Source organism: Streptomyces fractus, from assembly GCF_049844455.1.
Lineage (GTDB): Bacteria > Actinomycetota > Actinomycetes > Streptomycetales > Streptomycetaceae > Streptomyces > Streptomyces fractus.
In genome coordinates this window covers 2,829,771-2,847,773 of record NZ_JBMYHI010000002.1, presented here as the reverse complement: position 1 = coordinate 2,847,773, position 18,003 = coordinate 2,829,771, and the positions used below count along the sequence as shown (strand labels likewise).

16 protein-coding genes are annotated in these 18,003 nt (G+C 72.4%); 10 read left to right on the top strand and 6 right to left on the bottom strand.

Going from position 1 to position 18,003, the window contains the following annotated elements; all coding sequences use genetic code 11:
• The first annotated feature begins 17 nt into the window (after nt 1-17).
• From rimO to ACP4E5_RS14580, 6 genes are all read left to right on the top strand, one after another.
• Nucleotides 18-1,478: a 30S ribosomal protein S12 methylthiotransferase RimO gene (gene rimO, locus ACP4E5_RS14605; RefSeq protein WP_425828742.1), complete on the top strand. Its 1,461-nt coding sequence runs from the start codon at nt 18-20 to the stop codon at nt 1,476-1,478.
• Nucleotides 1,475-2,155: a CDP-diacylglycerol--glycerol-3-phosphate 3-phosphatidyltransferase gene (gene pgsA, locus ACP4E5_RS14600; protein WP_425828740.1), complete on the top strand. Its 681-nt coding sequence runs from the start codon at nt 1,475-1,477 to the stop codon at nt 2,153-2,155. The genes rimO and pgsA overlap by 4 nt, the downstream gene beginning before the upstream one ends.
• A complete protein-coding gene (locus tag ACP4E5_RS14595; RefSeq protein WP_425828738.1) occupies nt 2,152-2,721 on the top strand; it encodes a CinA family protein in 570 nt (189 codons plus the stop codon). Before pgsA ends, ACP4E5_RS14595 begins: the two co-directional genes overlap by 4 nt.
• Before the next feature lie 109 nt (nt 2,722-2,830).
• Complete coding sequence (locus tag ACP4E5_RS14590) at nt 2,831-3,211, top strand: helix-turn-helix domain-containing protein (RefSeq protein ID WP_188336490.1); 381 nt, start codon at nt 2,831-2,833, stop codon at nt 3,209-3,211.
• Nucleotides 3,212-3,416: 205 nt separating this feature from the next.
• The gene (locus tag ACP4E5_RS14585; protein WP_425828735.1) at nt 3,417-3,890 is read left to right on the top strand and encodes a Dps family protein; all 474 of its coding nucleotides are present in this window, start codon (nt 3,417-3,419) and stop codon (nt 3,888-3,890) included.
• Between the two features lie 138 nt (nt 3,891-4,028).
• Nucleotides 4,029-4,343 (top strand): hypothetical protein, encoded by a 315-nt coding sequence (locus tag ACP4E5_RS14580; RefSeq protein WP_425841336.1) that lies wholly within the window; start codon nt 4,029-4,031, stop codon nt 4,341-4,343.
• Here ACP4E5_RS14580 and ACP4E5_RS14575 read toward each other — a convergent pair.
• From ACP4E5_RS14575 to ACP4E5_RS14565, 3 genes are all read right to left on the bottom strand, one after another.
• Nucleotides 4,291-5,067, bottom strand: a complete 777-nt coding sequence (locus ACP4E5_RS14575) for an SDR family NAD(P)-dependent oxidoreductase (protein WP_425828733.1) — start codon at nt 5,065-5,067, stop codon at nt 4,291-4,293. The two genes, ACP4E5_RS14580 and ACP4E5_RS14575, sit on opposite strands and share 53 nt — an antisense overlap.
• 92 nt (nt 5,068-5,159) lie before the next feature.
• Nucleotides 5,160-5,966, bottom strand: a complete 807-nt coding sequence (locus tag ACP4E5_RS14570; protein WP_425828731.1) for a DNA-formamidopyrimidine glycosylase family protein — start codon at nt 5,964-5,966, stop codon at nt 5,160-5,162.
• A gap of 41 nt (nt 5,967-6,007) precedes the next feature.
• The gene (locus ACP4E5_RS14565; RefSeq protein ID WP_425828729.1) at nt 6,008-10,864 is read right to left on the bottom strand and encodes an ATP-dependent helicase; all 4,857 of its coding nucleotides are present in this window, start codon (nt 10,862-10,864) and stop codon (nt 6,008-6,010) included.
• 87 nt (nt 10,865-10,951) lie between these two features.
• Here ACP4E5_RS14565 and ACP4E5_RS14560 point away from each other — a divergent pair, with 87 nt between their 5' ends.
• Genes ACP4E5_RS14560 through ACP4E5_RS14550 form a run of 3 tightly spaced genes read left to right on the top strand, consistent with a single transcriptional unit; the run spans nt 10,952 to nt 12,938 of the window.
• A complete protein-coding gene (locus tag ACP4E5_RS14560) occupies nt 10,952-11,920 on the top strand; it encodes an AraC family ligand binding domain-containing protein (RefSeq protein WP_425828727.1) in 969 nt (322 codons plus the stop codon).
• The gene (locus ACP4E5_RS14555; RefSeq protein ID WP_425828725.1) at nt 11,824-12,633 is read left to right on the top strand and encodes an AzlC family ABC transporter permease; all 810 of its coding nucleotides are present in this window, start codon (nt 11,824-11,826) and stop codon (nt 12,631-12,633) included. Before ACP4E5_RS14560 ends, ACP4E5_RS14555 begins: the two co-directional genes overlap by 97 nt.
• Nucleotides 12,630-12,938 carry an AzlD domain-containing protein gene (locus ACP4E5_RS14550; RefSeq protein ID WP_425828724.1) on the top strand — a complete coding sequence of 103 codons (309 nt, stop codon included), beginning with the start codon at nt 12,630-12,632 and terminating at the stop codon, nt 12,936-12,938. Before ACP4E5_RS14555 ends, ACP4E5_RS14550 begins: the two co-directional genes overlap by 4 nt.
• On the opposite strand, the gene ACP4E5_RS14545 is transcribed toward ACP4E5_RS14550, so the two are convergent.
• Both ACP4E5_RS14545 and ACP4E5_RS14540 read right to left on the bottom strand, forming a co-directional pair.
• Nucleotides 12,928-14,226 (bottom strand): MFS transporter, encoded by a 1,299-nt coding sequence (locus tag ACP4E5_RS14545; protein WP_425828722.1) that lies wholly within the window; start codon nt 14,224-14,226, stop codon nt 12,928-12,930. The genes ACP4E5_RS14550 and ACP4E5_RS14545 overlap by 11 nt on opposite strands.
• Nucleotides 14,217-15,620, bottom strand: a complete 1,404-nt coding sequence (locus tag ACP4E5_RS14540; protein ID WP_425828720.1) for an alkyl sulfatase dimerization domain-containing protein — start codon at nt 15,618-15,620, stop codon at nt 14,217-14,219. The genes ACP4E5_RS14545 and ACP4E5_RS14540 overlap by 10 nt, the downstream gene beginning before the upstream one ends.
• A 156-nt stretch (nt 15,621-15,776) precedes the next feature.
• Here ACP4E5_RS14540 and ACP4E5_RS14535 point away from each other — a divergent pair, with 156 nt between their 5' ends.
• Nucleotides 15,777-16,955 (top strand): PucR family transcriptional regulator, encoded by a 1,179-nt coding sequence (locus ACP4E5_RS14535; RefSeq protein ID WP_425828718.1) that lies wholly within the window; start codon nt 15,777-15,779, stop codon nt 16,953-16,955.
• A gap of 73 nt (nt 16,956-17,028) precedes the next feature.
• On the opposite strand, the gene ACP4E5_RS14530 is transcribed toward ACP4E5_RS14535, so the two are convergent.
• Nucleotides 17,029-17,979, bottom strand: a complete 951-nt coding sequence (locus ACP4E5_RS14530; protein WP_425828716.1) for a hypothetical protein — start codon at nt 17,977-17,979, stop codon at nt 17,029-17,031.
• Nucleotides 17,980-18,003: the final 24 nt, after the last annotated feature.

Below are 18,003 nucleotides of genomic sequence, written 5' to 3'. Positions count from 1 at the left end.
GAAGTAGTCTTGATTCCATGCCCGAACGCCGTACCGTCGCACTTGTCACCCTTGGCTGCGCCCGTAACGAGGTGGACTCGGAGGAGCTCGCAGGCCGCTTGGAGGCGGACGGCTGGGAGCTCGTCGAGGACGCCGACGCAGCCGATGTCGCCGTCGTGAACACCTGTGGCTTCGTGGAGGCCGCGAAGAAGGACTCCGTCGACGCCCTCCTTGAAGCCAATGACCTCAAGAGCCATGGCAGAACGCAGGCGGTGGTCGCGGTCGGCTGCATGGCCGAGCGCTACGGCAAGGAGCTCGCCGAGGCGCTGCCCGAGGCCGACGGCGTGCTCGGTTTCGACGACTACGAGGACATCTCCGGCCGCCTCCAGACGATCCTGTCCGGGGGCAACGTGGAGGCGCACGCCCCGCGCGACCGCCGAAAGCTGCTGCCGATCAGCCCGGCCGAGCGCCAGGAGGCGGGCTCCGGGATCGCGCTGCCGGGGCACGCTCCCGCGGACCTTCCCGACGGACTCGCGCCCGCGTCCGGGCCGCGTGCGCCGCTGCGGCGCCGGCTCGACGGCAACCCTGTGGCGTCCGTGAAGCTGGCCTCCGGGTGCGACCGGCGGTGCTCGTTCTGTGCCATCCCGTCGTTCCGCGGTTCGTTCATCTCGCGCCGCCCCAGCGACGTACTGAACGAGACGCGCTGGCTCGCCGAGCAGGGCGTGAAGGAGATCATGCTGGTCTCCGAGAACAACACGTCGTACGGCAAGGACCTGGGCGACATCCGGCTCCTGGAGTCCCTGCTGCCCGAGCTGGCCGGGGTCGACGGGATCGAGCGGGTGCGGGTCAGCTACCTGCAGCCCGCCGAGATGCGCCCTGGCCTGATCGACGTCCTGACGGGGACGGACAAGGTCGCCCCGTACTTCGACCTCTCCTTCCAGCACTCGGCGCCCGGCGTGCTGCGCGCGATGCGGCGCTTCGGTGACACGGACCGCTTCCTCGAGCTGCTGGACACCATTCGGGCCAAGGCGCCGCAGGCAGGTGTCCGGTCGAACTTCATCGTGGGCTTCCCCGGCGAGACCGAGGCCGACTACGCGGAGCTGGAGCGCTTCCTGAACGGCGCGCGCCTGGACGCCATCGGCGTCTTCGGCTACTCCGACGAGGAGGGCACGGAAGCGGCGACGTACGAGGACAAGCTCGATGAGGAGGTCGTCGCGCAGCGCCTCGCGCGCCTGTCCCGGCTCGCCGAGCAGCTCGTGTCGCAGCGCGCCGAGGAGCGCGTGGGCGAGACCGTGCAGGTGCTCGTCGAGTCCGTCGACGAGGAGGACGGTGTGGTCGGGCGCGGTGCCCACCAGGCCCCCGAGACCGACGGACAGGTGCGGCTCACGAGCGGCGCCGGTCTGACGATCGGCCGTATCGTCGAGGCGAAGGTGGTCGGCACCGAAGGTGTCGATCTCGTGGCCGAGCCGCTGGAGATCGCTGAGGAGGCGGACAGATGACCGGAGTCCCGGCGTCCGCTGCGGGCGGGACCGGCAGGCCGTCGCCCGGAAGCAAGCTGGGTACTGCGGCCGTCAATCAGGCGAGCCTGTGGAACATCGCGAACATCCTGACCATGATCCGGCTCCTTCTTGTGCCGGGGTTCGTGGCGCTCATGCTGGCCGGCGGCGGGTACGACCCGGCGTGGCGGGCCTGGGCATGGGCGGCTTTCGCCGTTGCGATGATCACGGATGTCTTTGACGGGCATCTGGCGCGTTCGTACAACTTGGTCACCGATTTCGGAAAGATCGCCGACCCCATCGCCGACAAAGCGATCATGGGCGCCGCGCTGATCTGTCTCTCGTCGCTCGGTGATCTTCCGTGGTGGGTGACCGGTGTCATTCTCGGGCGCGAGCTCGGGATCACGCTGCTGCGTTTCATCGTCATTCGCTACGGCGTCATTCCGGCCAGCCGTGGCGGCAAGATGAAAACGCTTGCGCAGGGCACGGCCGTCGGCATGTACATCCTGGCGCTGACCGGGCCGCTCGCGACGATGCGCTGGTGGGTGATGGCGGTCGCCGTCGCGCTCACGGTGGTGACCGGGCTCGACTACGTACGGCAGGCCGTCGTGCTGCGGCGCGCGGGTCTCGCCGAGTCCAGGGCGGCGGCGCGGGCGTCCGCGGAGGCTGCCGAGAAGTGACGTACGAGGCGGTCGAGGCGCTGCGCCTGTTGACGGAGCGGGGGGAGACCCTCGCCGTCGCGGAGTCGCTCACCGGGGGCCTGGTGGCCGCGGAGCTCGTGGCGGTGCCGGGGGCCTCCAAGGCCTTCCGCGGCTCTGTCACGGCGTACGCGACCGAGCTCAAGCACCAGCTGCTCGGCGTCGACGCGCAGCTGCTCGCCGCGCACGGGCCGGTGCATCCCGAGGTCGCGCTGGCCATGGCGGCCGGGGTGCGGGAGGCGTTGGGCGCGGACTGGGGCGTCGCCACGACCGGCGTAGCGGGGCCGGAGCCGCAGGACGGGCAGCCGGTCGGGACCGTGTACGTGGCTGTGGCGGGGCCGGGAGCTGATCATTCCGAAGGTGCGGCCGATTTCGCTGGTAGCCACAAAGTGGCCGCCCTGCGATTGAACGGCGACCGGACGGAAATCCGTAGGGAGAGTGTACGGAGCGTGCTCGGGCTGCTCGTCGAAGAGCTGGTCGGAGCGCATTCCGGTGAACGCACCGGGAAAGCGCGGGCACAGGATACGGAACAGAACGGGGGGTTTTGATGTTTGCAGCCCTGAGTGAACACGACATCGCTCCCCGCACGGCCGCGGCACGAGGCGGTACGGTGGGGCGTGAAGGATGCGGCTACGCGGTCCGAGGAGGGAGCCACCGATGATTCTGCTCCGTCGCCTGCTGGGTGACGTGCTGCGTCGGCAGCGCCAGCGCCAGGGCCGTACTCTGCGCGAAGTCTCCTCGTCCGCCCGAGTCTCGCTCGGCTATCTTTCCGAGGTGGAGCGGGGGCAGAAGGAGGCTTCCTCCGAGCTGCTCTCCGCGATCTGCGACGCGCTTGACGTACGGATGTCCGAGCTGATGCGCGAGGTGAGCGATGAGCTCGCCCTCGCCGAGCTGGCCGAGTCGGCAGCAGCGGTCCCGTCGGAGCCGGTGCCCGCACCGGTTCGTCCGATGCTCAATTCCGTCTCCGTGGCCGGTGTCCCGCCGGAACGCGTGACGATAAAGGCGCCTGCGGAGGCTGTGGACGTCGTAGCGGCGTAGCGCCTGCGCTCAGTGCTCTGAGTGAGCCCAGTTCAAATGTGGGGAAGCCCCGGCCGAGAAGATCGGTCGGGGCTTTCTGCTGTGCGTTTCGGGTGCGTGTTCTGAGTCTGCGTTCTGGGTGTGTGCGGGTGAGGGGTGGGGGCGATGTGTCCGTAATAGGTCATGTGTGCCATGGTTGATGGTGGTTTCGATACGGAGGTGACGTATGGACGTCATGAAGAGCCCGCTGCCCGATGCCGACCTGAAGACCGTGGGTGAAGCGCTGCAAGGTGCGCTCGTGGATCTGGTGGACCTGTCCCTCGTGGCGAAGCAGGTGCACTGGAACGTGGTCGGTCCGCGGTTCCGGTCCGTGCACCTTCAGCTCGACGAGGTCGTGGACACCGCGCGGCAGCACTCCGACACGGTGGCCGAGCGGGCCTCGACGCTGGGTGTCCCGCCGGACGGTCGTGCGAAGACCGTGGCGGACACCAGCGGCGTGGGAGTGGCCCCCGACGGCTGGGTGAAGGACACGGACGCGGTGGGGACGCTCGTGGACGCGCTCGGCGCGGTCATCGCGCGGATGCGCGCGCGGGTGGACGCCACCGGCGACCCGGATCCCGTGAGCCAGGACATCTTCATCGGGATCACGGCCGACCTCGAGAAGCATCACTGGATGTTCCAGGCGGAGAACCGGGGCTGAGGGTCCCGGCGCTTCGGTGCCCCGCGCGCTCCTGGGCGTGGCGCCGACGGCTCGGGGCAGATTGGCTGTGGTCGTGGTCCGTTGGTCCGGACGTCGTCGGGCGGAGGTGAGCGGTCGGTGGCATGGGCTGGGCGGCGGATGCTCCGGTGGGCGCCGGCTGTCGTGTGCGGGGCGCTGTGGTGGTGGGGCGCCCTGCGGCTCGCTTTCGCGCCGGGCGCCGGGGTGTTCGAAGGGGCGCTCGTCGCCGGGGGGTGGGGGCTCAGCCTGTTGCCGGTGCACGCGCTGCCGAAGGCGCGGGCGGCCGGTGTGGCCGGGGCACCCGGGAGGCACGGCGCGCGGCGCGTACGGACACGCGCCGTGCGCGCCGGGCGCGAGGCCGCAGGCGGGGTGTGGCGGCAGGTCACCAGGGCATGGCGACGCCTCCGTTCGGGCGGAGGATCTGGCCCGTCGTGAAGGATGCGGCGTCCGAGGCCAGGTGCAGCACCGCGTGCGCGATGTCCTCCGCCTCGCCGACCCGGCCGAGCGGTGACATGCGCACCATCAGGGCCTCGGTGTGGGCCTGTGCGCTCTCGTCGTGGCGGGTCGTCATCGGCGTACGGATCCAGCCCGGCGCCACCGCGTTGACGCGGATGCCGTGCGCGCCGATCTCCGTGGCGAGCGTCTTCGTGAGCTGGACGACGGCGGCCTTCGCCGCGCCGTAGCAGAGCAGCCCCGGGCCGCCGGTGTCGACCGCCCCGGACGCCATGGTGACGATGCTGCCGCGGGTGCCGGCCGCGATCATGGTGCGGGCCGCCTCCTGGCATGCGTACAGGACGCCCTTGAAGTTGATGGCGAGGACGCGGTCCAGGTCCTCTTCGCGGGTCTCCAGGACCGTGCTGTTGTGCATGACTCCGGCGATGGCGGCCATGATGTCGAGGCCGCCCGAGGTGGTCGTCGCGCTCGCGACGGCTTCCGCGATCTGGGCGCGGTCGGACACGTCGACGGTGTGGGTGTGGGCCGTGCCGCCGTTCTCCTTGATGAGGGCCGCGGTCTCGTGCAGGCCTTGTGTGTCGCGGTCGGCGCAGTGGACGGTGGCTCCCGCCTGCGCGAGGAGCGTCGCCGACGCGCGGCCGATGCCGCTCGCCGCGCCGGTGACGAATGCGGTGCGTCCGGTGAGGTCGTACGCGGTGAGGGGCATGCAGGTACCGTACGAAGGTGCCTGACGGGTCGTCAATTGCTGTGCGGCGGTTGTGTTTTGGTGCGGATGAGCGGTGGAGGTGTGCGGGCCGGTTACGCCGTGGGGGCGGGGCCCTGTTGGCAGTGCGGGCACCAGTACGTGGGGCGTTCGCGGGAGCCGTCGCCCTGGTCGGCCGTGCGGATGGGCGTGCGGCAGCGCAGGCAGGGGCGGTGAGTGCGGCCGTAGACGTAGACGCGCTCGTCGGGGCGGGGGCGGCCTGTGGTGACGCGGGCCGGGCGGTCACGGTTGGCCTCGAGCAACTTCTTCGCGAGGAGCGGGAGGAGGTCGGCGGCCTCGGTGGGCAGCTCGCCGACCGGGAGCCACGGGGTGACGCGCAGGAGGAAGCAGAGCTCGGACTTGTAGATGTTCCCGATGCCCGCGAGATTGCGCTGGTCGAGGAGGGCCTCGCCGAGGGGGCGGGCGGGGTCGCCGAGGAGGTTGCGCAGCGCGGTGTCGGGGTCCCAGTCCGGGCCGAGGAGGTCCGGGCCCAGATGGCCGACGGCCTTGAACTCTTCGGTGGTGCGCAGCAGTTCCAGGACCGGGAGCCGGTACCCGACCGCGGTGCGGGCCTCGGTGCCGAGGATCGCGCGGATCTGGTGGGTCGGGCCGCCGCGCCAGCGCTCGCCCGGCGCGTACACCTTCCACGAGCCGTCCATCCGCAGGTGCGAGTGCAGGGTGAGACCGCCCTCGATCCGGGTCAGCAGATGCTTGCCGCGCGGGGTGACGTCGAGGACCGTGCGCCCGGTGAGATCCGCCGTGGCGTACCGGGGGACGCGCAGGTCGGAGCGGGTGAGCACATGGCCCGCGAGGGCGCCGTGCAGCCGCTTCGCCGCCTGCGCGACCGTGTCTCCTTCGGGCATGGCGTCCAGGGTAGGCGGGCGGACGGCGTACGGGGGTGCCGTCACGCGCGCAGGCGCAGGCCGCGTGGTGTCGCGTGGAATCCGGCTCCTTCCAGGAGAGGGGCGTACGGGGAGGTGAGAGCGGATTCCGCGTTGACGCGCTCGACCGTGATGGTGCCGAGGGCGCCGGAGCGGGCCGCCTCGGCGAGCGCCTGCGCGGCGGCGGGCATACGGGGGTCCTCCGCGATCCGGGCGGGTGTGAGGGCGGGGCCCTGGGGGCGCGCTCCGGTCGTGGTGCCGGCCGCTTCGGAGGCGGAGGCGGAAGCAGAGGCAGAGGCAGGGGCGGAGTGGGCCGGGTCGGATGCGGACCAGGCCAGGAGGGTCTTGCCGCCGCGCTCCATGTAGAGCGTCAGCTCGCCGTCGACCAGGACAACGAGGGAGCCCGCCTTGCGGCCCGGCTTGTGTCCCGGCTTGTGGCCGGCGCCGGTGGGGGGATCCGGCCAGGGCAGGGCTGCCCCGTACGCGTTGGCCGGATCGGCCGCCGCCAGGACGAGGGCGCGGGGCGCGGTGGTCCTGCCCTTGTCGGTGGGGGCGTCGACCGGTGCGTACGGATCCGGGGGCGCGGCGCCGCGCTCCTGCGCGCTCGCCGCAGCGCGCAGGCGGTCCACGGCGCCGTCCATCGCGAACTGGGCCGCGCCGAGGCCCTCCACCACGTAGCCGCGCCGTGCCTGGCCGCTCTCCTCGAAGACGGACAGGATCCGGTACGTCGCCGAGAACCCGCCCTCGACGCCTTCGGCTGCGACCGCTCCCCGGGTGACCACTCCGTGGCGGTCGAGGAGCGTGCGGGCCAGGGCGTGGGCGCGCACGGTCGGGTCGGGCTCCTGGCCGGGCAGCAGCGACCAGCGTCCCGCGACGGTGGGCGGGCCGGTGCGTGACGTGGGTCGGGCCCCCGCGGTGAGGCCTCCGTAGCGGCCGCGAGGCACGGCTCTGCGGGCGCGGTGCGCGGTGGAGCCCGCGGTGCGGCCGGAGCCGAGGACGGCGCGCATCGGGGCCAGCGTGTCGTTCGTCAGGCGGCCCGACCAGGCCAGCTCCCAGAGGGCATCGGCCAGTTGGGGATCGGTGACCTCGAAGGGGACACCTCTCTGACCTTCGAGATCTTGGAGGAGAGGGGCGGCGCGGACCAGGTCGGCGATCTGGCGGAAGAACAAGCCGTAGCCGCCGGAGAGTGCGTCCAGGACCGCCTGATGCAGCGGCGTGAGCTCCAAAGGGTGCGGGGGTGGGAGGAGCAGGGGGGCCGTGTCGGCCAGGTAGAGGCTGACCCAGCCGTCCTTGCCGGGCAGTGAGCCCGCGCCGGCCCACAGGACTTCGCCGGATGCCGTGAGTTCGTCGAGGAGGGCGGGCGCGTAGCCGGAGACGCGCGAGGGCAGGACGAGCTTCTCCAGGGCGGAGGCCGGTACCGAGGCGCCCTGAAGCTGTTCGACGGCCCGGACCAGGCCGTCGACCCCGCGCAGGCCGTGTCCGCCCACGTGCTGCCACTGGGGCAGGAACTGGGCGAGCGCCGCGGGCGGCACCGGCTCCAGCTCGTGGCGCAGCGCGGCCAGCGAGCGGCGGCGCAGCCTGCGCAGGACCGTGGCATCGCACCACTCCTGGCCGATGCCCGCAGGGTGGAACTCGCCCTGCACGACTCGGCCACCCGCGGCCAGGCGCTGGAGCGCGCCCTCCGTGACCGCGGCGCCGAGGCCGAAGCGGGCCGCCGCCTGCGTGGAGGTGAACGGGCCGTGTGTGCGGGCGTAGCGGGCCAGGAGGTCGCCGAGCGGATCCTTGACCGGCTCGGTGAATGCTTCGGGGACGCCGACCGGAAGCGCCGTGCCCAGGGCGTCGCGCAAGCGGCCCGCGTCCTCGATCGCCGCCCAGTGCTCGGTTCCCGCGATCCGTACGCGGATGGCGCGCCGGGCACCCGCCAGGCTCTCGGCCCAGCCGGGCTCTGCGCCCCGCTCGGTCAACTCCTCGTCCGTGAGCGGTCCGAGGAGGCGCAGCAGGTCCGCGACGCCTTCTTCGTCCTTGACGCGACGGTCCTCCGTGCGCCACTGCAGCTCCTGCTCCAGGTCGGCGAGGACCTCCGCGTCGAGCAGCTCGCGCAGCTCGGCCTGGCCGAGGAGCTCGGCGAGCAGGCGGGAGTCCAGGGACAGCGCGGCCGCGCGGCGCTCGGCCAGCGGGGAGTCGCCCTCGTACAGGAACTGCGCCACGTAGCCGAAGAGCAGCGAGCGGGCGAAGGGGGAGGCCTCCGGGGTGGTGACCTCGACGAGGCGGACCTTGCGGGACTCGATGTCGCCCATCAGCTCGGCGAGGCCCGGTACGTCGAAGACGTCCTGGAGGCACTCGCGGACCGCTTCCAGGACGATGGGGAACGAGCCGAACTCGCTCGCCACCTGGAGCAGTTGGGACGCGCGCTGACGCTGCTGCCACAGCGGGGTGCGCTTGCCGGGGTTGCGGCGGGGCAGCAGCAGCGCGCGGGCGGCGCACTCGCGAAAGCGCGCGGCGAACAGGGCGGAGCCGCCCACCTGGTCGGTGACGATCTGGTCCACGTCACCCTTGTCGAAGGCGACGTCGGCCGCTCCGATCGGTGCCTGCTCGTCGTCGTACTCCATGCCAGGCTTGGCGGGCTCCTGGTCGAGGAGGTCCAGGCCCATCAGGTCGGCGTCCGGCAGGCGCAGCACGATGCCGTCGTCGGCGTGCATCACCTGGGCGTCCATGCCGTACTTCTCGCTGAGCCGGGCGCCGAGGGCGAGTGCCCACGGAGCGTGCACCTGGGCGCCGAACGGGGAGTGGACGACGACCCGCCAGTCGCCCAGCTCGTCCCGGAACCGCTCGACCACGATCGTTCGGTCGTCGGGGATGTGGCCACACGCCTCGCGCTGCTCCGCGAGATACGACAGGACGTTGTTCGCGGCCCACTCGTCGAGCCCCGCCGAGGTGAGGCGCACGCGCGCGTCCTCGGGCTTCTGGGAGCCGACCTCGCGCAGGAACGCGCCCAGCGCACGGCCCAGTTCGAGCGGGCGGCCCAGCTGGTCGCCCTTCCAGAACGGGAGGCGGCCGGGGACGCCAGGGGCGGGCGAGACGAGGACCCGGTCGCGCGTGATGTCCTCGATGCGCCAGGAGCTGGTGCCCAGCGTGAAGACGTCCCCGACGCGGGACTCGTAGACCATCTCCTCGTCCAGCTCGCCGACCCGGCCGCCGCCCTTCTTGGGATCGGCTCCCGCGAGGAAGACGCCGAAGAGGCCACGGTCGGGGATCGTGCCTCCAGACGTGACGGCGAGGCGCTGCGCCCCGGGGCGGCCCGTGACGGTGCCGGCGACGCGGTCCCAGACGACGCGCGGCCGCAGCTCGGCGAAGGCGTCGGAGGGGTAGCGGCCCGCCAGCATGTCGAGCACGCCGGTGAAGGCGGACTCGGGCAGGGAGGAGAAAGGGGCGGCGCGGCGGACCAGCGCCAGCAGGTCGTCGACCTGCCAGGTGTCCAGGGCCGTCATCGCGACCAGCTGCTGGGCGAGCACGTCCAGCGGGTTCGCCGGGAGGCGCAGGGATTCGATGGCGCCCGACCGCATGCGCTCCGTCACGACCGCCGACTGCACCAGGTCACCGCGGTACTTCGGGAACACGACCCCCGTGGAAACCGCGCCCACCTGGTGGCCCGCACGGCCCACGCGCTGCAGGCCCGACGCGACGGACGGGGGCGACTCCACCTGGACGACGAGGTCGACCGCGCCCATGTCGATGCCCAGCTCAAGGCTCGACGTGGCGACCACGGCGGGCAGCCGGCCCGCCTTCAGGTCCTCCTCGACCAGCGCGCGCTGCTCCTTGGAGACCGAACCGTGGTGGGCACGCGCGATGACCGGGGGAGCGCCCTTCGCGGCGCCCGACTCCGCCATCAACTCGGCCGGGGAATGGGCCTCGGGAAGGGGCTCACCGGTGGCGCGCTCGTACGCGATCTCGTTCAGACGGTTGCACAGGCGCTCGGCCAGGCGGCGGGAGTTGGCGAACACGATCGTCGAGCGATGGGCCTCGATCAGGTCCGTGATCCGCTCCTCCACGGAGGGCCAGATCGAGGGGCGCTCGGCTCCCTGGTCGGAATCGGCCACCGGGGAGCCGCCGAGCTCGCCGAGGTCCTCCACGGGGACGACCACCGACAGGTCGAACTCCTTGCCGGACGGTGGCTGGACGACCTCCACTCGGCGCTGCGGCGAGAGATAACGCGCCACCTCGTCGACCGGCCGGACCGTCGCGGACAGGCCGATGCGGCGGGCCGGGCGGGGCAGCAGCTCGTCCAGCCGCTCCAGGGAGAGGGCCAGGTGGGCGCCGCGCTTGGTGCCCGCCACCGCGTGCACCTCGTCCAGGATCACCGTGTCGATGCCCGCCAGCGCGTCGCGCGTGGCCGACGTCAGCATCAGGAACAGCGACTCGGGGGTCGTGATGAGGATGTCCGGCGGGCGCGTGGCGAGCGCGCGGCGCTCGGCGGGCGGGGTGTCGCCCGAGCGGATGCCGACCTTCACCTCGGGCTCGGGCAGCCCCAGGCGGACGGCCTCCTGGCGGATGCCGGTGAGCGGGCTGCGCAGATTGCGCTCCACGTCCACCGCGAGGGCCTTCAGCGGCGACACGTACAGGACACGGCAGCGCTTCTTCGGGTCGGCCGGAGGGGGTGTCGACGCGAGCTGGTCGAGCGCCGCGAGGAACGCGGCGAGCGTCTTGCCCGAGCCGGTGGGCGCGACGACCAGCACGTCCGAGCCCTCGCCGATCGCCTTCCACGCACCGGCCTGCGCGGCTGTGGGCGCGGAGAAGGCCCCCGTGAACCAACCGCGGGTCGCGGGGGAGAAGCCACTGAGGGCCTGCGAGGCGTTGTGGGCCCCTTGCCTGGACCTGACCATGCCCCCATCCTGCACCCCACCACTGACAATGGCGGTGACCTGCGGAAACGGGTGGTTCGTCGAGGGGCCCTGACGCAGAATGGGGCCATGGCACGGACACCGGCGGAGGGCGAATGGGCGCGGCACTGGCGATATGAGCGGCTGCCGGGGCTCGACCTGCTGCGGGCCCGCTACGTCCGGCACACCTTCCCGCGCCACAGCCACGACGGCTTCGTGATCGGCGCGGTCACGCGTGGGATCGAGGCCATCGGCCTGCCCGACGGGACCTTGAACGCGGGCCCCGGGACCGTCGTCATGCTCAATCCGGAAGTGGCGCACACGGCGCGTGCGGGAGGCCCCGACGGCTGGGCGTACGCCACCCTCTACCCCTCCGCCGGGGTCATCGCCGAGATCGCCGCGGAGACCGGCACGGCGCGCGGCACCACGGTCTTCGGTGAATCGATCATCACCGACCCACAGGCCTCGCAGATGATCAACGAGGTGCACCGGGCGGCGGAGCAGGGCAACGCGCTGGCCGCCGACAGCCTCCTCAGGATCGTGCTCGCCCGGCTGCTGCGGGCCCACGGGACCTCCCCGGCGGCGCGGCCCAGGCGATCCGCCGGGGCCACGGCAGCGGACCGTGCGCGTGAGCTCCTCGAAACGCGCCTGGCGGACCCGCCGTCCCTGGAAGCCCTCGCGGCCGAGCTGGGCACCAGCCCCTTCGCGCTGCTGCGCGCCTTCCGTGACACGTACGGGATGCCGCCGCACACCTGGCTCACCAACGCGCGGGTGCGCGTGGCACGACGGCTCCTGGAGGCGGGGACGGCGCCCGCCGATGCCGCCGTGGCCCTCGGCTTCACCGACCAGCCGCACCTGAACAGGCACTTCACCCGGATCGTCGGGGTGCCGCCGGGCGCGTACCAGCGCGAGCGCAAGAACGTACAAGAACAGGACTCGTCCCTCCTCGTACCGTGCGAGGCGTGGCAGACAAGACAACATCCACAGACATACGTGGAGCAGAGGCAGACTCTCCCGGGACCGGGCCTGAGGCCGGGTCCGGGCGGGACGGCGTGGTAGGCAAGCCGGACTCCGCCGTCGTCCGTGACGCGCTCGGTGTCGGCGTCGCGGTGGGGCTTTCCGGATTCGCCTTCGGAGTGACCTCAGCGGGGAGCGGGCTCAGCGTGCTGCAGACGTGCGCGCTGAGCCTGCTCGTCTTCACGGGGGCGTCGCAGTTCGCGCTCGTCGGGGCGCTCGCGGCCGGCGGCAATCCGCTCACCGCCGCCGCGGGAGCGTTCTTCCTGGGCGTGCGCAACGCGTTCTACGGACTGCGCCTGTCCCAGTTGCTCGCTCTCCCGCGCGTGGTGCGGCCGTTCGCTGCGCACTGGGTCATCGACGAGACATCGGCCGTCGCGCTGGCGCAGCCAGACCGGCGCAGTGTGCGGCTCGGGTTCACCGTCACCGGACTGACCCTGTACGTGCTGTGGAACCTCACCACGCTGCTCGGTGCCCTGGGCGCCTCGGCCATCGGCGACACCGACGCCTGGGGGCTCGACGCGGCCGGGCCCGCGGTGTTCCTGGCGCTGCTCGCACCGATGCTGAAGTCGACTACGGAGCGGACCGTCGCGGGCCTCGCCGTGCTTCTGGGCCTCGGCCTGCTTCCCGTGCTGCCGGCCGGCGTGCCGGTGCTCGTGGCCGCCCTCGCGGCCCCGGCCGCGCTCTACATAGAGGGGCGCCGCCGCGCCGCGGCGTCCGACGCACCACAAGACGCACCACAAGGAGAAGACCGTTGAACGTCTGGATCGCCATCGCGGTCACCGCGGTCGGCTGCTACGCCGTGAAACTGATCGGCCTGCTGGTGCCCGCGGGCGCCCTGGAACGGCCCATGGTGAAGCGTCTTTCGGCGCTGCTCCCGGTGGCGCTGCTGGCCGCGCTCACGGCGCAGCAGACATTCGCGGACGGGCGCGTGCTGGTCGTGGACGCCAGGGCGGCCGGGCTCGCCGCGGCCGCCCTGGCGCTCGTGCTGCGGGCGCCGTTCCTGGTGGTGGTCGCGGTGGCCGTGGTGGTCACCGCAGGGGTGCGCGCACTTACGGGGTGACCTGGTGCGCGGGGAGGGCGGCAGGGGTCTCCGGGACCCCGAGCCGCTCCGCCGTGCGCTCGGGGCGGCAGAAGACGGCCGCGAGGACACCGCCCGCGACCAGGAGGGCCGCGGTCAGCAGCCAGCCGTGCTCGTAGCCCGCCGACACGGTGGCGGCGCCGTCCACCAAGCGCCCCAGGACGAGCGGCGAGACGATGCCCCCGAGGGCGTAGACGCACGTCAACACGCCGAGCACCGTGCCCCGTTGAACCGGCGGCGCGATACGGGAACAGGCCGTCGCCGCGACCGTGAGCATCACCATGGCGAGCGCCATCGGCCCCAGCATCATCGGCACCTTCACGGCCTGCGAGTCGGACAGGCCGAACAGCGCGGTCGCGCAGCCAGAGAGTGCGACAAGGAGACCCGCACCCGCGCCTACGGGGAGTCGGGGCGGCGTGCCCTTCAGAGCCGCGCGTCGCGCCAGCAGGCCGTGCACCAGGAGGACGACACCATGGGCGACGGCGCCCGCGCCGACCATGGTGCTCGCCTGGTGCAGATCCCAGCCCATGACGTTCTCCATGTAGTCCGGCGCCCAGGTGAGCGTCGCACTCATCGACCAGTACGCCGCGAACGACCCGAAGGCCGCGGTCAGGAACGCGGGTGACAGCAGGACGCGGCGCAGCGGCACCGTGAGGCTGTCCTGCGGCGCCTGTCCCGCCTCCTTGCCGAGGCTCGGGGCCAGGGGGCCCTCCTTGCCCCACAGGCGCCATACAGCCGCCCAGACAAGGCCGGCCAGACCCACCGCGCCGAACGACCAGCGCCAGCCCCAGTGGGTGATCACCCAGCTCAGTGCGGGCGCGGCCACCGCGACCCCGGCCGCGGCGCCGACGAGCAGCAGCGCGGTCGGCAGCGCCCGCTCGCGCTGCGGGAACCAGCCGTGCACGTGATGCATCGCGACCGGCGCCGCCGGTCCCTCGGCGGCGCCCAGAAGGACGCGGGTGGCCACGAGCGCGCCGAAGCCGGCCGCGCCCCACAGCATCGGCAGCTGCGCCGCCGACCACAGCAGGGCGAGCCCCAGGAGCAACGGAGTCGTGCGCACCCGCTTCGTGAGGGCCGAGACGCCGAGCGCCGCGACCGAGAACAGTGCGAAGAACGCCGACTGCGCGGTGCCGAACTCCTGGCGGGTGATGCCGAAGTCCGCCCGGATCTCCGGACCGGCGAGCCCCAGAACCGCCTTGTCCGCGAAGTTCACCACCATGAAGGCGAGCAGGAGCCATGTGGTGCGCCATGCCCCGCGCATCAGCAGCATCCGTCCTCGTCGTCGACCACGCCGACGCTGATCGAGCCCCCGGCGCGCTTGCGGCCCTCGGGGGAGCGCGTCAACTCCGTGGCCACGTCCGTGCTTTCGGCCACCGCGGCGGACTCGGCGGCCGCCCAGGCGAAGACTCCGCGGGCCATGGTCGAGGTCTCCTTGCCGGCCCGCTGGGCGTACACCTCGGCACGCGTGCGTGCCACTTCGAGGTCAGTGGGGGCCGCCAGGGCCGCCGTTTCCGCCAGGTGTGAGGCGAGCCGTGCGTCGCCCGCAGCGAGCAACTCCCTTGCCCGCTCGGCCAGCGCCACGGCGCCGCCCGCCGCGCGCGCGTACTCGGCCGCGACGGCCGCCTCCGGGGCGGGCTTGAGGTGGGCCGGGTTCTGGTCGTACCAGCCGCCCCACAGGCGCCACAGGTTCCGGACGACGAACTCCGGCTCGTCATAGGCGGGGTGGAGGTACGGGCGGGACAGCAGCTCTTCGGGGACCTTCACCTCGTGGATGACCGTGTCGAGCCGGTGACCCGCGTTCATCAGCTCCCTCGTCTGCTCGCAGAGCGACTCCAAGAAGCGCGCGGTGTCGTCCAGGGCGCGGTTGACGCGTTCGACTCCCATGATGGGCACGCCGTGGCCCGGCAGCAGCAGCTCCGCGCCCAGTTCCTGCATGGAGCGCAGGGCCCGCGCCCAGTCCTCGGGGTAGCGCTGCACCTTCTGCGGGTTGCCCGCGTTCGGCGTGTTCCAGATGAACAGGTCGCCCGTGCACAGGGCCTTGAGTTCAGGCACCCACACATAGGTGTGGTCATCGGTCTCCCCGCGCGCGTGGACGAGCTCGAAGGTCAACTCGCCGCGTCGGAACGTCAGCCGGTCCTGGTAGACGGTGTCCGGGTAGCGGTACGTGGTGGGCCACTCCAGGGAGGGCACGCCGAACTGCCGCCGGTTGATCCATGAGTTGTAGCCGGCCGTCCTGATGTAGCGGTCGAAGCGGGCGGACACGGCCTCGTGCGCAACCACCTCGGGGCGTGCGGTGCCGGTGGTCTCCGCCTCCTTGTCGAAGGGGAACACTCCGAAGACGTGATCCACGTGGCCGTGTGTGTACACCACGGAGCGCACCGGGCCCGCCCCGAACCCCTGGACCGCCGTGTGCAGTTGCGCCGCCGTACGGAAGTCGCCCGAATCGACGAGCACCGCGCCGTCACCGGTGTCGAAGACGGTCACGTTGGCGAAGGCGGGGAAGAAGCCCACTCGCGGGCTCAGCCGCACCAGCTCGTCCCCCGTATAGGCGCCCGAGAGGTGCGGAAGCAGCGTCTCCGACCCCTGCCAGACCCGGTCCGCGTAGGCGGCGTAGTCCAGCGGCTTCCGCGAGGCTGTCTCCGGTGCGGTGTTGTGCTCGGTCATGGGTGCGGCTCCTCCGGGTAGGGGCGACTTTCGGCGTTACCCGAGTCAAGGCGCACGGGGAGGCCCGGAACAGCACTTGGCGTCACATCCCGGTCGTCCCAGAGCTGTGACGCGTCACAATGGGGCGCCCTGTAGCCGACGTCGGTGGAGGCCCCCGTGCCGTTGTCCCCGGAAGCGCGTTCTCTTGCCGCGCGCTGCGAGCCGCGCGTCAACGAACTGGCGCGGCGCATGGCCAGGGAGGCCTTCGAGGAACTCCCCGGCTACGCGGAACTGCCGGACGACGTGAAGGACCTGGAGGTCGCGGCGACCGCGCGGTACGGCGTACGGCTGTTCCTGCGCCACGTCGACGACCCGGACACGCAGCAGCCCGGAAGCCACCGGCTGTTCCGCGAGAGGGCCGCTCAGCGCGCCGAGGAGGGCATGCCGCTGCACCTCCTGCTGCGTACGCACGCGCTCGGCTCCTACGTCCTGTGGCGGGCGCTGCGCGAGGCGGCGGGGCCCGGCGACGAGGCGGCCCTCGTCGAGCTGGTCGACCTCCTGCTGCGGGCACAGCCCGGAGTCGTCGGATCGGTCGCCGAGACGTATCTGGACGAGCGGTCCGCCCTGGAGGCCGAACGGCACGCGCAGCGGCGGTCGTTGGTGCGCGGGCTGCTCGACGGGATGGTGCCGCCCGGACACGTCCTCCTCGACCAGCTCCGGCTCACGGGGCCTGCCCACGTGCTCGCACTGGGCACGGACGCGGCTCCCTCGGAGGGGCCCGTCGCGGTGCGCCGCCGGCTGCGCCGCCTACAGAGCGTCCTGGACCGCACCTTCGGTGCGGCTGTGCTCACCCTCCTGGACGACGAAGGGGGACGGGTCGTCGTCCCGAAGGACTGCCCTCCGCCCGACGATCTGCCGGACCATCTGAGCCGGGCGTGCGGCCTGCCCGTACGGGTGGCCGCTGTGCGGGCGGACGGCCCTGAGCTCATACCCGAGGCGGCCCGCACCGCGACCGACGTCCTGCGCATCACGCGCGCGTGCGGCCTGCCGCCGGGCCTGCACCGACTCGACGACGTCCTGCTCGAGTACCACCTCTCCCGGCGGAACGAGAGCAGTCACCTCATCGCCGCCCTCCTCGACCCTGTCGCCGAGCGGCCGGAACTCCTGGAGACGCTCCGTACGCACCTGACCCACCAACAGGACCGCAGGGCCACCGCCGAGGCACTCGGGCTGCACCCGAACACGGTCGACAACCGGCTGGCGAAGGTCGCCGAGTGGACCGGCATCGAACTGTCCTCACCGCGCGGCACGGCTCTGGCCATCGCGGCGTTGCTCCTGCGCGACGCGGATCACTGAGCGGGAACGCGGTACTGCCAAGGGTCGCCGCACGACGGCGGCCCTACGGGCGGAGGCCCTACAAGGGGCGGCACTACAAGGAACGTCCGTAGGCGCGCAGCGTACGCAGTGCGTCGATGGTCACCATGGGGCGTGCCTCCATGGCGATCGCCGGTGCCCATTGGCGCCAGTTGATCGGCCAACCGCCGTCCTCCTGCTGCTCGCTGACCAGATGGTCGAGCGAACGGGCCATCTCCTCGTCGGTGAACCAGGAGCGGGCCAGCGACTCGGGCGCCTTGGCGAAGTCGTACGGGAAGTGGTGCTCCTGCGGCGCGTAGCCGGGCGCGACCGGGTAGTCCTCCCTGCGCTCCGGATCGAGCACCGCGAGCCGCTGCTCACGCACGAGGCGGCCGAGCCGGTCGGCGGCGACCCGCGCGCGCGGACGGTCGGGTGCGCCGTCCAGGAAGGCGACCGCGGCCTGGACCTCGTACGGGTGGGACGTCTTCAGGGATTCGACGGCCGACCAGCAGAAGTCGGTGGCCCGGAACAGCCAGGCGTTCCAGACCTCGTTGCGGTGCAGCAGGCCGACGACGGGCCCGGTGGCCAGCAGCTCACTCGGCGGGTCGTCCACCACTGGGACGAACGGGGCGCAGGGGTAGCCGCGTTGGCTGGGACGCACCGCAGGAAGCGCGCCTTCCGGGGTGGAGACGGCGGTCAGGTAGCGGCACACCCGCTCCACGCGCTGCCCGGAGCACCGCCTGATCGAGTCGAGGACGCGCAGTGCGTGTCCGGTGTGCAGGGGCTGGCTGACCGGGCCGCGGAGGTCCGGTTCGAGGGCCAGGCCGTACCCCTCGTCATCGTTGCGGTACGCGTCCAGCGCCGTCTCGACGGCGTCGGCCGCCGTGGGTGAACCGTCCAGGAAGTGATAGGCGAAGCGGCGCTGTTCAAGGACGCGTGCGGTCAGCCAGATGAATGTCTCGGCACGGGAGAGCGGGGAGCGTGCCGGGGGCGACGGGGGGAGTGGGGAAGCTCCGGTTTCGGCCATGCACCGACCGTAGGACGGAAAGCG